General features: G+C 60.5%; 11 protein-coding genes and 1 pseudogene. 10 read left to right on the top strand and 2 right to left on the bottom strand.

The genetic code is table 11. The features are described 5' to 3' along the window. The first annotated feature begins 317 nt into the window (after positions 1-317). From BLW70_RS07380 to selO, 3 genes are read left to right on the top strand one after another with little or no spacing between them, the layout of a single operon-like run. On the top strand, positions 318-2,060 hold the full coding sequence (locus BLW70_RS07380) for a potassium/proton antiporter (RefSeq protein ID WP_074872993.1): 1,743 nt from the start codon (positions 318-320) through the stop codon (positions 2,058-2,060). Between the two features lie 34 nt (positions 2,061-2,094). Next, positions 2,095-5,445, top strand: coding sequence for a mechanosensitive channel MscK (gene mscK / locus BLW70_RS07375; RefSeq protein WP_074872990.1), 3,351 nt, complete (start codon positions 2,095-2,097; stop codon positions 5,443-5,445). Between the two features lie 48 nt (positions 5,446-5,493). Next, positions 5,494-6,957: a protein adenylyltransferase SelO gene (selO, locus tag BLW70_RS07370; protein WP_074872987.1), complete on the top strand. Its 1,464-nt coding sequence runs from the start codon at positions 5,494-5,496 to the stop codon at positions 6,955-6,957. A 6-nt stretch (positions 6,958-6,963) separates the two neighbouring features. Here selO and BLW70_RS07365 read toward each other — a convergent pair. Continuing rightward, positions 6,964-7,128, bottom strand: a pseudogene (locus BLW70_RS07365) (helix-turn-helix domain-containing protein); the annotation flags it as partial. Positions 7,129-7,304: 176 nt separating this feature from the next. On the opposite strand from BLW70_RS07365, the gene trxC reads away from it, so the two are divergent. After that, positions 7,305-7,739: a thioredoxin TrxC gene (trxC, locus tag BLW70_RS07360; protein ID WP_074872984.1), complete on the top strand. Its 435-nt coding sequence runs from the start codon at positions 7,305-7,307 to the stop codon at positions 7,737-7,739. 69 nt (positions 7,740-7,808) lie between these two features. Here trxC and BLW70_RS07355 read toward each other — a convergent pair whose 3' ends face one another. Then, positions 7,809-8,579, bottom strand: coding sequence for a ParA family protein (locus tag BLW70_RS07355; protein WP_074872981.1), 771 nt, complete (start codon positions 8,577-8,579; stop codon positions 7,809-7,811). Between the two features lie 355 nt (positions 8,580-8,934). Between BLW70_RS07355 and BLW70_RS07350 the strand changes: the two genes are divergently transcribed. From BLW70_RS07350 to BLW70_RS07325, 6 genes are read left to right on the top strand one after another with little or no spacing between them, the layout of a single operon-like run. After that, positions 8,935-9,660, top strand: a complete 726-nt coding sequence (locus tag BLW70_RS07350) for a beta-ketoacyl synthase chain length factor (protein ID WP_074872978.1) — start codon at positions 8,935-8,937, stop codon at positions 9,658-9,660. Next, positions 9,636-10,445, top strand: a complete 810-nt coding sequence (locus BLW70_RS07345; RefSeq protein ID WP_074872976.1) for a lysophospholipid acyltransferase family protein — start codon at positions 9,636-9,638, stop codon at positions 10,443-10,445. Before BLW70_RS07350 ends, BLW70_RS07345 begins: the two co-directional genes overlap by 25 nt. Further along, positions 10,426-10,686: a phosphopantetheine-binding protein gene (locus tag BLW70_RS07340; protein ID WP_008149626.1), complete on the top strand. Its 261-nt coding sequence runs from the start codon at positions 10,426-10,428 to the stop codon at positions 10,684-10,686. The genes BLW70_RS07345 and BLW70_RS07340 overlap by 20 nt, the downstream gene beginning before the upstream one ends. A 9-nt stretch (positions 10,687-10,695) precedes the next feature. Continuing rightward, complete coding sequence (locus BLW70_RS07335) at positions 10,696-10,950, top strand: acyl carrier protein (RefSeq protein ID WP_028622164.1); 255 nt, start codon at positions 10,696-10,698, stop codon at positions 10,948-10,950. Continuing rightward, positions 10,947-11,492 (top strand): COG4648 family protein, encoded by a 546-nt coding sequence (locus tag BLW70_RS07330; RefSeq protein WP_074872973.1) that lies wholly within the window; start codon positions 10,947-10,949, stop codon positions 11,490-11,492. Before BLW70_RS07335 ends, BLW70_RS07330 begins: the two co-directional genes overlap by 4 nt. Continuing rightward, a complete protein-coding gene (locus tag BLW70_RS07325) occupies positions 11,489-13,171 on the top strand; it encodes an acyl-CoA synthetase family protein (RefSeq protein ID WP_074872971.1) in 1,683 nt (560 codons plus the stop codon). The genes BLW70_RS07330 and BLW70_RS07325 overlap by 4 nt, the downstream gene beginning before the upstream one ends. Positions 13,172-13,194: the final 23 nt, after the last annotated feature.

Here is a 13,194-nt window from a genome sequence, read left to right as displayed (position 1 = left end):
TTCGCGATCTGTCGGTGCAGTCGGCGACCGGGGCCAACCAGACCAGTGCCGCGAGCAATGAGTTGTCGCGATTGGCGCTGGACCTGAACAACATGGTCGGGCGGTTTAGTCTCTAACCCTGTGGCGAGGGGGCTTGCCCCCGTTGGGTCGCGCAGCGGCCCCAGAATTTCGACTGCTACGCAGCCGAACGGGGGCAAGCCCCTTCGCCACAAGGTCAAAAGCTTTTTGACAGCATCACATTTCAACAGGTTAGAATCGCTGGCACGCAGACTGCATGGTCAGTTTGCGCCCGCCTTTAGCTTTCTGGAGTACTGCCTTTGAATGCGACGACCATCAACAGCCTGTTCTTGATCGGCGCGTTGCTGGTAGGTGCAAGCATTCTGGTGAGCTCACTTTCATCGCGCCTTGGCATCCCGATTCTGGTGATCATCCTCGCGGTGGGCATGTCGGCCGGCGTCGATGGCGCCGGCATTATCTTCGATAACTACCCAACGGCTTATCTGGTCGGTAACCTCGCACTGGCAGTCATCCTGCTCGACGGCGGCTTGCGCACCCGGGTTTCCAGCTTCCGCGTGGCGTTATGGCCGGCGCTGTCGCTGGCGACGGTCGGGGTGTTGATCACCACCGGGCTGACCGGTATGGCCGCCGCGTGGCTGTTCGACCTGAACCTGATTCAAGGCCTGCTGATCGGCGCTATCGTCGGCTCCACCGACGCCGCTGCGGTATTCTCGCTGCTTGGCGGCAAAGGCTTGAACGAACGGGTGACCGCCAGCCTCGAAATCGAGTCCGGCAGCAACGACCCGATGGCGGTGTTCCTCACCGTGACCCTGATCGACATGCTCGCCAGCGGCCAGTCCGGTCTGCACTGGAGCCTGCTCGGGCACTTTTTGCGTGAGTTCGGTATCGGCGCTGTCATCGGTCTGGGCGGCGGCTGGGTCATGTTGCAACTGGTCAACCGTATCCACTTGGCCACCGGCCTGTACCCGATCCTGGTCATTGCTGGCGGATTGGTCGTGTTTGCCCTGACCAACGCCTTGCACGGCAGCGGCTTCCTGGCGGTTTACCTGTGCGGCCTGGTCATCGGCAATCGCCCTGTGCGCAGCCGCCACGGCATTTTGCACATGCTCGATGGCATGGCGTGGCTGGCACAAATCGGCATGTTCCTGGTGCTGGGGTTGCTGGTAACACCCCACGACCTGTTGCCGATTGCCCTGCCCGCCCTGGGCCTGGCGCTGTGGATGATTCTGTTTGCGCGGCCGTTGTCGGTGATCGTCGGCCTGCTGCCGTTCAAGGCATTCCATGGGCGCGAGAAGGCGTTCATTTCCTGGGTCGGGCTACGCGGCGCGGTCCCGATCATTCTGGCGGTGTTCCCGCTGATGGCCGGCCTGCCCAACGCGCAGCTCTATTTCAACCTCGCCTTCTTTATCGTGCTGGTGTCGTTGCTGGTGCAGGGCACGAGCCTGCCATGGGTGGCGAAGCTTTTGAAAGTCACCGTTCCGCCGGAGCCGGCACCGATCTCCCGCGCCGCCCTGGAAGTCCACGTCACCAGTGAGTGGGAGCTGTTCGTTTATCGCCTCGGTGCTGAGAAATGGTGCATCGGCTCACCCCTTCGCGAACTGAAAATGCCCGAAGGCACCCGCATTGCAGCCCTGTTTCGGGGCCAGCAACTCCTCCATCCGTCGGGTAGTACGGTGCTCGAAGTCGACGATTTGCTGTGCGTAATCGGCCATGAACACAACCTTCCGGCCCTCGGAAAACTCTTCAGCCAGGCACCGCAACGGGGCCTCGATTTGCGCTTCTTCGGCGACTTCGTACTCGAAGGAGACGCCCAGTTGGCCGCGGTTGCGGCGCTGTACGGGTTGAAAGTGGAAGGCATCGATCCGGACATGTCGCTCGGCCACTTCATTGCCCAGAAAGTGGGCGGTGCTCCGGTAGTCGGTGACCAGGTGGAATGGAACAACACCATTTGGACCGTCGCTGTCATGGAAGGGAACAAGATCGGTAAAGTGGGCGTCAGATTCCCCGAAGGAAGTCGCCCCGGCCCGGGACTCTTCCTCTAAACTCCACACTTCGTCTCGTTTTCGATCGGTCTCTATGTCAACCCTGCGCACGTTCATCATTACGGCCCTGCTGGGCTTGAGTCTTTCTGTCGGTACATTGCAAGCGGCCGAACCGCCGTCCAGCGAAGCCGTGCAGGCGAACCTGAACAAGATCGCCGAGCGCAAATTGCCGGAAGCCGATCAGAAAGCCCTGCAGAGCATCCTGCAAAACACGCTGACACAGCTCAACAACAAGCGTGATTACGAGCAGAAGCTGGCCGATCTCAAGCAACAACTGGCCAACGCCCCAAAGCAGAACATCGAGAATCAGCGCGAACTGGCCAAGCTCAAAGCCAGCAAAGTGCTGCCGGTGCCGCAGCGCTATGCCAAAGAGCCTATTCAGCAGCTGGAGCAAATGCTCACCGAGCGCTCCACTCAGCAAAGCGATCTGCAGAAGGCCCTCTCGGAAGCCAACAGTCTGGTGATTACCGCCCAGACCCGCCCCGAACGCGCCCAGGCGGAAATCTCCACCAGCCAGACGCGCATCCAGCAGATCAACAACATCCTCAAGATCGGCAAGGACGCCGGCAAGACCTTGACCCCTGAGCAACGCGACCTGCTCAACGCCGAGCTCGCGGCGCTGAATGCCCTGATCCCGTTGCGTCGCCAGGAACTGGCCGGCAACAATCAACTGCAGGACCTGGGCAACAGCCAGCATGACTTGCTCTCGGAAAAATCCGATCGCCTGGATCAGGAAATCCAGGAGCTGCAAACCCTGATCAACCAGAAGCGCCTGGCCCAGTCCCAGGAGACAGTGACCCAGCAGTCCATCGAAGCGCAGAAATCCGGCGGCAGCGCCCTGTTGGCTACCGAAAGCGCAGCCAACCTCAAGCTTTCCGATTACCTGCTCAAAAGTACTGACCGACTAAACGAAGTCACCCAGCAAAACCTGCAGACCAAGCAGCAACTGGACAACGTGACCCAGAGCGACTCGGCGCTGGAAGAGCAGATCAACGTGCTCAAGGGCAGCCTGCTGCTCTCCAAGATTCTCTACAAACAGAAACAGGCCCTGCCACGCCTCAAGCTCGACCGTGACCTGGCCGACCAGATCGCCGACATTCGCCTCTATCAATTCGAAGTCAGCCAGCAACGGGAACTGCTCAGCAACCCGGCGACCTACGTCGACAACCTGCTGTCGACCCAGCCTCCCGAGCAAGTCACCCCGCAATTGCGCAAGAGCCTGCTGGACCTGGCCACGACCCGCGCCGACCTGCTGGAGCGGCTGAACCGCGAACTCAGCGCGGTGCTCAATGAATCCATCACGTTGCAACTCAACCAGAAGCAACTGCTCAGCACCGCGCAAAGCCTGCGGGCGACCCTCGATGAACAGATGTTCTGGATTCCCAGCAACAAGCCGCTGGACCTGGAATGGATGCGCGCCGTGCCGGAGCGCCTGGAACGTCAGGTCACCACGCTGCCGTGGGCTTCCAGCCTGAGCGAATTAAGTGATGGCCTGACCCAACGGCCGCTGCTGTTCCTGCCCCTGGCATTGTTGATCGGTGCCCTGCTGTGGCGGCGCAAAAGCCTGTATGCCCGACTGAGCAAGGTTCACCAGGACATCGGCCACTTCAAACGCGACAGCCAGTGGCACACGCCGCAGGCAATCCTGATCAACATTCTGCTGGCGATGCCAGTGTCCCTGGGCCTTGCCTTGTGTGGCCTGGCCTTGCAAATCGACGCCCGCGGACAAAACGCGAACATGGGCGCAGCGCTGCTGCAAATGGCCCAGGCCTGGCTAGTGTTCTACACCGCCTACCGGATACTCGCGCCGGGCGGCGTGGCCGAACTGCATTTCCGCTGGGAAAAACCGCAGGTCGAATTCCTGCAGGGCTGGGTCCGTCGACTCGGTCTGGTGGTCATGGCCCTGGTCGCGGTGGTGGCGGTCGCCGAGCTGCAACCCGCCACCCTGGCCGATGACGTACTCGGCATGCCGGTGGTGCTGACCTGCTACGCGCTGATGGCCTGGCTGCTCAGTCGCCTGCTGATCAGCAGCCCGACTCACCAGAACGCTTCGTTGTTCCGCAAGGCCGTGGGGGTCATATTCACCGTCCTGCCTGTGGCGCTGTTCGTGGCGGTGTGCTTCGGCTATTACTACACCGCGCTGAAGCTCAGTGACCGGTTGATCAACACCCTTTACCTGCTGATGTTCTGGCTGGTGATCGAGGCCACCTTCGTGCGCGGCCTCAGCGTTGCCGCACGCCGCCTGGCCTACCAGCGCGCCCTGGCCAAACGCCAGGCCGCGAAAGAGGCCGGCGACGGCGAAGCGGTGATCGAAGAGCCAACGCTGGATATCGAGAAGGTCAACGAACAGTCCCTGCGCCTGATCCGCCTGGCACTGCTGGGCGGTTTCATCGCGGCGCTGTACTGGGTCTGGTCGGACCTGATCTCGGTGTTCTCGTACCTGGACAACGTCACCCTCTACGAATACACCAGCGGCACCGGCGCCAATATGAGCATGGTGCCGATCAGCATTGGCGACATGCTCGGCGCGTTGATCATCATCGGCATCACCTTCGCCCTCGCGCGCAACTTGCCGGGGTTGCTGGAAGTGTTGGTGCTGTCGAAGCTGAACCTGGCTCAGGGCAGCGCCTACGCCACCACCACCCTGCTGTCCTATGTGATCGCCGGTATCGGTTTCGTCTCGACCCTGTCGACACTCGGCGTGAGTTGGGACAAGTTGCAATGGCTGGTGGCGGCGCTGTCGGTGGGTCTCGGCTTCGGGATGCAGGAAATCTTCGCGAACTTCATCTCCGGGATCATGATCCTGTTCGAACGTCCGGTACGGATCGGCGACACCATCACCATTGGTAACCTGTCCGGTACGGTGAGCAAGATCCGCATCCGTGCCACAACCATCACCGACTTCGACCGCAAGGACATCATCGTCCCGAACAAGACGTTCATTACAGGGCAACTGATCAACTGGTCCCTGACCGACACCATCACTCGAGTGACCCTCAAGCTCGGTGTCGATTACGGCTCCGACCTGGACCTGGTCAAGGAATTGCTGCTCAAGGCTGCGCGCGATAACCCGCGAGTGCTGAAAGATCCGGAACCCCACGTGTACTTCCTGAATTTCGGCGAAAGCACCCTCGACCACGAGCTGCGCATGCATGTGCGCGACCTCGGTGACCGTAACCCGGTGCTCGACGAGGTCAACCGCTTCATCAATCGCGAGTTCAAGAAACAGCACATCAACATCTCGTTCCGGCAGATGGAGGTTTACCTCAAGAACATCCAGGGCCAGGAATACAGAATGGTGCCCGTCGATCCGGAAGCCAAAACCATCGTGCCCAAACCCGATGGCCAACCGCTGCAAGAGCCGCCAGCCGCCAAGCTCGACTAAGCGGCTTATCCCTAGCAGAATGCTCGGACATTCTGCTGGAGATGGCCCTTGAAAGCCCTCGACGAACTGACCTTCGATAATCGTTTCGCTCGCCTGGGCGATACGTTTTCCACCCACGTGCTGCCCGAGCCGATCGACAACCCGCGCCTGGTGGTGGCCAGCCCTGCCGCCATGGCGCTGCTCGATCTCGACCCTGCGGAAGCCGAAACCCCTGAGTTCGCCGAACTGTTCAGCGGCCATAAGCTCTGGGCCGACGCGGTCCCCAGGGCAATGGTCTATTCAGGACATCAGTTCGGGTCCTACAACCCACAGTTGGGCGATGGTCGCGGTCTGTTGCTGGGCGAGGTCTACAACGAGGCCGGCGAGCATTGGGACCTGCACCTCAAGGGTGCCGGCCAGACGCCCTTTTCGCGCATGGGTGACGGGCGGGCGGTGCTGCGGTCCTCGATTCGCGAATTTCTTGCCTCCGAAGCGCTGTACGCCCTGAACATCCCGACCACCCGCGCCCTCTGCGTGATCGGCTCCGACACGCCGGTGTGGCGCGAGAAGCAGGAACGCGCGGCCATGGTCCTGCGCATGGCGCCGAGCCATGTGCGCTTCGGGCATTTCGAATATTTCTACTACACCAAACGTCCCGAGAAGCAGAAAGAACTCGGCGACCACGTGCTGGCCATGCATTTCCCGGAATGCCTGGAACAGCCGGAACCGTACTTGGCGATGTTCCGCGAAATCGTCGAGCGCAACGCCGAGCTCATCGCCAAATGGCAGGCCTATGGTTTCTGCCACGGCGTGATGAACACCGACAACATGTCGATCCTCGGTATTACCTTCGACTACGGCCCGTTCGCCTTCCTAGACGACTTCGACGCTCATTTCATCTGCAACCACTCCGATGACCAGGGCCGTTACTCCTACAGCAACCAGGTACCGATCGGCCAGTGGAACCTCAGCGCCCTCGCCCAGGCCCTGACGCCGTTCATCAGCGTCGAAGCCCTGCGCGAAACCCTCGGCCTGTATTTCCCGCTGTACCAGGCCCATTACCTGGACCTGATGCGCCGCCGTCTCGGTTTCACCACGGCCGAAGACGATGACCAGAAACTGCTGGAGCACCTGCTGCAACTGATGCAGAACAGTGGCGTCGACTACAGCCTGTTTTTCCGCCGTTTGGGAGACGAATCTCCTGAACTGGCCGTCGCCCGTTTGCGCGATGACTTCGTCGATATCAAAGGCTTCGATGCCTGGGGTGAGCTCTATGTGGCCCGCGTTGCCCGCGAAGGTGAGGTTGACCAAGAGCAGCGCCGCCCCCGGATGCATGCGGTGAATCCGCTCTACATCCTGCGCAACTATCTGGCGCAGAAAGCCATCAATGCGGCAGAAAGCGGCGACTATGCAGAAGTTCGCCGCCTGCACGCGGTGCTGAGCAATCCGTTCGAGGAGCAACCGGGGATGGAGAGCTACGCCGAGCGGCCGCCGGAATGGGGCAAGCATCTGGAGATCAGTTGCTCTTCCTGAACCCGATCAGATGAAGGTCTCCACCGACACCCCGAAGCGCTCGGCCAACCAGCGGATCTGTCGCAGGTTGAGCTGACGCTTGCCGCTCAAGATCTCGGATACCACCGATTGAGTGCCAACCCCGGGCAGGTCACTCTGAGTCAGGCCGTGTTCGCGCATCATGTAGCCGAGTGCTATGGAAGAGTTAAACACAGACGACGAATATCGCACGATGCGATATTCACGAGCAGACCAATGGTCCAACCGGCGCCACCTCAGCCTAGATAGGCCGTGTCCTTCTGCACGATTGAAAATGTGAGCAGACGTCTCCACATAGAGATGATCGGCTTCTTTACAGGATCATCCGCATGACCGACCCACTTCTCATCCCCTGCCCCCACTGCAACGGCCTCAACCGCATCCCCGCCGAACGCCTCAACGACCATCCAAAATGCGGCCGCTGCAAAGCCGAAGTCCTGCTGAACAAACCCTTTGAACTGAAGCAAAGCGATTGCGCCAGCCAGGTCAAAGGTGATCTGCCGTTGCTGGTGGACGTTTGGGCGGATTGGTGTGGGCCGTGCAAGTCGTTTGCGCCGGTGTTCGAGCAGGCGGCGGTGCAATTGGCGGGCAAGTGCCGATTGGCCAAGCTGGACAGCGAGGCTAACCAGCAGTTGTCGGCGCAACTGGGGATCCGTTCGATCCCGAGTCTGATCCTGTTCAAGAACGGCCGGGAAGTGGCGCGTCAAAGCGGGGCCTTCCCGTTACCGCAGTTGATGAGCTGGTTGCGTAGCCAGGGTATCTGAAAGCACTGCATATCCAATTGTGGCAGCGAGCAGGCTCACTCCCACAGTGATTGGGCGTCATCCACGCAATCAGGCATTTTCCAGCAAGTTGTGCAGATCGACGAATTGCTGCGTCAGCTTATGACGCGGATCGAGGTGAATCAGCGGCGTGTTGGCCTGGTGGGATTCACGCATGCGCACCGAACTGCCCAGGTACACCGGTAATACCGGCAAACCTTCGGCGATCAGTTCGTCGAGGATTTGCTGGGGCAGACTGGCGCGAGCCTGGAACTGGTTGACGACAATCCCTTCGACTTCCAGGCCTTCGTTGTGGTCATCCTTCAATTCTTCGATTTCCGCCAACAGGCCGTACAGCGCCTGACGCGAAAAGCTGTCGCAATCGAAGGGAATCAGTACGCGATCAGCGGCAATCAGTGCAGATACCGCGTAAAAATTCAACGCTGGCGGTGTATCGAGGTAGATCCGGTCGTAATCGCCGCTCAGCTCTTCGAGCAATTTGCGCAGCTTATTGATCTTGTGCTTGGCCTCAAGCTTGGGCTGCAAGTCAGCCAGCTCGGCGGTGGCCGTGATGACGTGGAGGTTGTCGAACGGGGTTTCGTAGATATCGACCTGGTTTTTCTTGGAGAACGGTCCGGATGACAGGGTCTGCTTGAAAAAATCGGCAATACCCATAGGAATGTCATTACCGGTGAGTCCCGTCAGGTACTGAGTGGAGTTGGCCTGGGCATCGAGATCCACCAATAGGGTGCGATAACCCTCGCTGGCACTGACCGCCGCCAGATTGCAGGCAATGCTGGATTTGCCTACGCCACCTTTCTGATTGAACACCACGCGCCGCATGTCAAAACCTCCGTGTATCAAAGAATGATCGAGTGTAGTAGTCCACGGCGCTGCTTAGCTACCTCGCTGGCATCGGGACTACACAGTCATCGGCAATCTCTCAGTAAAAAAGCCGCTGACTCTGTCGTTGATCTCCGATTAGAGCCGACAGACAGGCTCACTACGATGTGGATAATGGCCAAGTGACAGCCGCGCACGAACCAACCGGTACATTTCATTGAGCAAAATGTAACCATCATTTGCTACACGCCCGCTGCAACGGGATAATGCGCACCACTCAGCGCTCAGCGCTCCGTAAGGTAGTTCGCGTTTTTTGCGACTCGCCGCGTCAAGGAAGCCCGCAGGGGCGGGATGAATGTCTGTGATCAATTTCAACATCGCCCAATGGCGCGCGTGGGCCCCTGGGCTCGAAAGCGTGGACGATTGGCAAGCCTGGAGCCGACAACCGGTCGTGCTTGCGAGCAGCGATGCCGCACCCGACGTCTCGTTTCTGCCGGCCATGCAGCGCCGGCGACTCAGTCGTCTGGCGCGGATGGCGTTCAGCGTTGGCTGGCCATTGGCCGATGGCCACCAGGACCTACCGTTGGTCTTTATTTCGCGCCACGGCGAAACCCCGCGCACTTTCGAGATTCTCAGCGACCTGGCTACTGATCAGCCGCTGTCGCCGACTCAATTCAGCCTGTCCGTGCACAACGCGATCATCGGCCTGTGGTCGATCCTGCGCGGCGAAACCAGCGAAATGACGGCCCTCGCGGCAGCCGGCGATGGCCTTGAACACGGCATGCTAGAGGCCGCGGCCATGCTTGCCGAAGGCGCTCCCGCGGTACTGCTGATCGTCACCGAAGAGCAACCGCCCAAGGCCTACTCGACCTGGATCGACGACGTGCCGTTCCCTTATGCGGTCGGCCTGCTGATCACCCCCGGAAACGACTGGCAGTTGTCCCTGAACAGCGCCTCGGATGAGTTGTCCAAAGCCCAATGGCCCCATGCCTTGAACCTATTGCGTACCCTGCTCGGCCAGCAGACCACCTGCCAACATGCCTGGAAAAATCGTGTATGGACCTGGCAACGCAACCTGTAACCGAAAAAAACCGCGACGCCTATTACTGGCGCCTGCTGGCTACCGCCGCAAGCTTCGCCCTGTTCGGGTTGGGCGGCCTGTGCCTGCGGCTGGTGGTTTTCCCGCTGCTCAATTGCCTGCCCGGCGATGCCCGGACACACCGGCGGCGAGCACGGCACACCGTCGCCCGCCTGTTCTGGTTTTTTGTGCGGTTCATGGCGCGTAGCGGCGTGCTGACTTACGACATCCAGGGCGCCGAAAAACTTGGTCGGCCGGGGCAAATGATCATCGCCAATCACCCGTCGCTGATCGATGTGGTGTTCCTGATCGGCCTGGTGCGCCACGCCAACTGCGTGGTCAAGAAAAGCCTCTGGGAGAACCCTTTTACCCGCGGCCCGCTACGCTGCATCGAATACATCAGCAACGACGGCAGCATGGACATGCTCGATGCCGCTGCCGACGCGCTGAAAAGCGGCCAGACCCTGATCATCTTTCCCGAAGGCACCCGCACTCAGCCCGGCCAGGCACCCGCCTTTCATCGGGGTGCTGCGGCAATCGCTCTGCGCGGTGCGAAAATCCTCACCCCCGTGATCATCAAGGTCAACCCGACCACATTGACCAAGGCCGAGCCTTGGTATCGGATCCCCAAACGCCGTGTGCACTTCAGTTTCCGTGTCGGGGCCGATATAGATCCACAAGCCTTTGCCTCGCTGGGCCCTGCTCCTCAGGCCTCGCGCAAGCTCAATGACTATTTGCATCACTACTACATTAAGGAGCTCGCCGAAGATGAGCGATCTACACCGTGAAATCAAAGAACTGATCATCGACGCCCTGGGCCTTGAAGACATCAGCGCACAAGACATCGGCGACGACCAGACGCTGTTCGGCGAAGGCTTGGGCCTGGATTCGGTAGACGCTCTGGAACTCGGCCTGGCCATCCAGAAAAAATACGGCATCAAAATCGATGCCGACGCCAAGGACACTCGCAATCACTTCAGCAACGTGGCGAGCCTTGCGGCGTTCGTCACCGCAAAACAGGCAGCTTGAGACCGGACCATGCAAACTCGTGACGACATCTTCAACACCCTGCGCGATGCTCTGGTCGAACTCTTCGAGCTGGAGCCGGAGCGTGTAAGCCTCGAATCCAACCTGTATCAGGACCTGGAAATCGACAGCATTGACGCGGTCGACCTGATCGATCACATCAAGCGCCAGACTGGCAAGAAAATCGCTGCCGAAGAGTTCAAGTCGGTGCGTACCGTCAGCGACGTGGTCGAGGCGGTCTACCGTCTGGTTCAGCCGGCCGCATGAGCCGACTGATCGGCCTCGGCCTGCTGCTGGCGGGCCTGCTGTACCCCTTCGCGGTGTATTTCGGCATGGAACATTTCGCGCCGTGGCAGTTCGGCCTGCTGCTGGGCAGCCTGTGGCTGGCCCGGGCGCTGTTCGGTACGCGCAAGCCTGGCAGTCTGTGGATGGCGATCACCGCGATTGCCTTTTGCCTGTTGCTGGCGTTGTTCGACAGCCCGCTGTTGTTGCGCTGGTACCCGGTGCTGATCAGTGCGTTCATGCTCGGCCTGTTTGGCCTGAGCTTGATCGTTGGCCCGCCGATCATCGAACGCCTGGCGCGTTTGCGCGAGCCGCAACTGCCGGCCAAGGCGATTGTTTATACCCGCAAGGTGACGATCGTCTGGTGCGTGTTTTTCTTCTGTAACGGTTTGCTCGCTGCCGCCCTGACCCTTTGGGCGCCGCTAAGTTGGTGGATGTTGTACACCGGCCTGATTTCCTACGGATTGATGGGCCTGCTGTTTGCCATTGAATGGCTTATACGACAACGGGTACGAGGCCACCCATGAATTGGATAAAACTTGAGCACCTGTTGCTCAAGGCACAACCGGAACGTGCCGTGACGGCCGAACCGACCCTGAACCACGCTCAGCTGTCCGAACAGGCTTTAAGCCTCGCCGCGGGCCTGCAAGCCCAGGGTGTGCGGCGTATTGCCGTGCACCTTGAGGACGCTGCTGACCTGGCGATTGCCCTGCTCGGTGCCTGGCGCGCCGGGGTCAGCGTGCTGCTGCCCGCAGACCTGCAAGCCCAGACTCGCCAGCGCTGGTCGACCGAAGTCGATCTGTGGCTGACCGATCAGGCCGATGACGCACACCTGAGCGACTACCGGCACCCGCCGTTGATCGCGGCTGCACTGGATCTGGATCGCTGTTCGCTGAGCCTGTGCACGTCCGGCTCCAGCGGCGAGCCCAAGCGCATCGACAAAACCCTGCGCCAACTGGCCAATGAAGTCGAAGCGCTGGAACAGCTCTGGGGTGCCGATCTTGGCGCGGCTTGCATCATCGGCAGCGTCGCCACTCAACATATCTACGGATTATTGTTTCGAGTGCTGTGGCCGCTGTGCGCCGGGCGCTCGTTTGTGCGCAAGCAACTGGCATTCCCTGAAGACCTGCAGCGCGCCAGCCGCGGACACCCGGCGTTTGCCTGGGTCGCCAGCCCGGCGCTGCTCAAGCGCATGGGCGACAACCTCGACTGGCCTGCATTAAGTGCGGTCCGCCGAGTATTTTCCTCCGGCGGTGCCTTGCCGGCCGAGGCCGCACACAGCCTTCAGCAACGCCTGCAGCAATGGCCGACGGAGATCCTCGGCAGCTCGGAAACCGGCGGTATCGCCTGGCGTCAGGGCCACGAGCTCTGGCAGGCCTTTGCTGGAATCGAGTTGAGCCAGGACAGCGACGGCGCCCTGCTCATTGCTTCGCCGTACTTGCCGCCAGGGCATATCGAACACACTGCGGATGCCGCGCGAATCGCTGCCGACGGCCGTTTCGAACTGCTCGGACGGCTGGACCGGATCGTCAAACTGGAAGAAAAACGTATCTCGCTCCCGATGCTGGAACAGGCACTGATGGCCCACGACTGGGTCGCCGAAGCGCGTCTTGGCGTGGTTCAGGAAAACCGCGCCTCATTAGGTGCGCTGCTGGTGCTGACCGAATCAGGCCTGCATGCCTTGCGCAATCAGGGTCGACGCACCCTCACGCAAGAACTGCGTCAGCATCTGCACCAGCATTGCGAAGCCCTGGCCCTGCCACGACGCTGGCGCCTGCTGCGGCAACTGCCGCTGAACGCTCAGGGCAAACTGCCCCAAGCCACCGTTGAAACCCTGCTGCTGGCGCCGCGTCCAAAGGCGCCGGAAGTGCTGGATCAGCTCGAAATCGATGGCGAATGGAACCTGCAACTGGCGGTACCACCCGACCTCGCCTACTTCAGCGGCCACTTCCCCCAGACACCGGTATTGCCCGGCGTGGTGCAAGTGGAATGGGCGTTGACGCTGGGTCAACAACTGATGAACCTGCCGGCAAAATTCGCTGGCATGGAAGTGCTGAAATTCCAGCAACTGGTACGCCCCGGCGATGAAGTCCAACTGCACCTGCGCTTCGATCCGACGCGCAGCAAGTTGTATTTCACCTATCGCAACGAGACCGCGACCTGCTCCAGTGGGCGGATCTTGCTGGAGGCGGCAGGCGATGCATAACCTCAGTGAGTGCTGCGCACTCA

The organism is Pseudomonas frederiksbergensis (genome assembly GCF_900105495.1).
Lineage (GTDB): Bacteria > Pseudomonadota > Gammaproteobacteria > Pseudomonadales > Pseudomonadaceae > Aquipseudomonas > Aquipseudomonas frederiksbergensis.
Note: the sequence above shows the minus strand (reverse complement) of the source record. Positions and strands in the feature narration are given on the sequence as shown.

Coding starts and splice junctions, on each gene's coding strand:
- BLW70_RS07340 (WP_008149626.1), top strand. CDS start 10,426: ATGAGCGATCTACACCGTGAAATCAAAGAACTGATCATCGACGCCCTG.
- BLW70_RS07355 (WP_074872981.1), bottom strand. CDS start 8,579: ATGCGGCGCGTGGTGTTCAATCAGAAAGGTGGCGTAGGCAAATCCAGC.
- BLW70_RS07325 (WP_074872971.1), top strand. CDS start 11,489: ATGAATTGGATAAAACTTGAGCACCTGTTGCTCAAGGCACAACCGGAA.
- BLW70_RS07330 (WP_074872973.1), top strand. CDS start 10,947: ATGAGCCGACTGATCGGCCTCGGCCTGCTGCTGGCGGGCCTGCTGTAC.
- BLW70_RS07335 (WP_028622164.1), top strand. CDS start 10,696: ATGCAAACTCGTGACGACATCTTCAACACCCTGCGCGATGCTCTGGTC.
- mscK (WP_074872990.1), top strand. CDS start 2,095: ATGTCAACCCTGCGCACGTTCATCATTACGGCCCTGCTGGGCTTGAGT.
- BLW70_RS07345 (WP_074872976.1), top strand. CDS start 9,636: ATGGACCTGGCAACGCAACCTGTAACCGAAAAAAACCGCGACGCCTAT.
- BLW70_RS07350 (WP_074872978.1), top strand. CDS start 8,935: ATGTCTGTGATCAATTTCAACATCGCCCAATGGCGCGCGTGGGCCCCT.
- trxC (WP_074872984.1), top strand. CDS start 7,305: ATGACCGACCCACTTCTCATCCCCTGCCCCCACTGCAACGGCCTCAAC.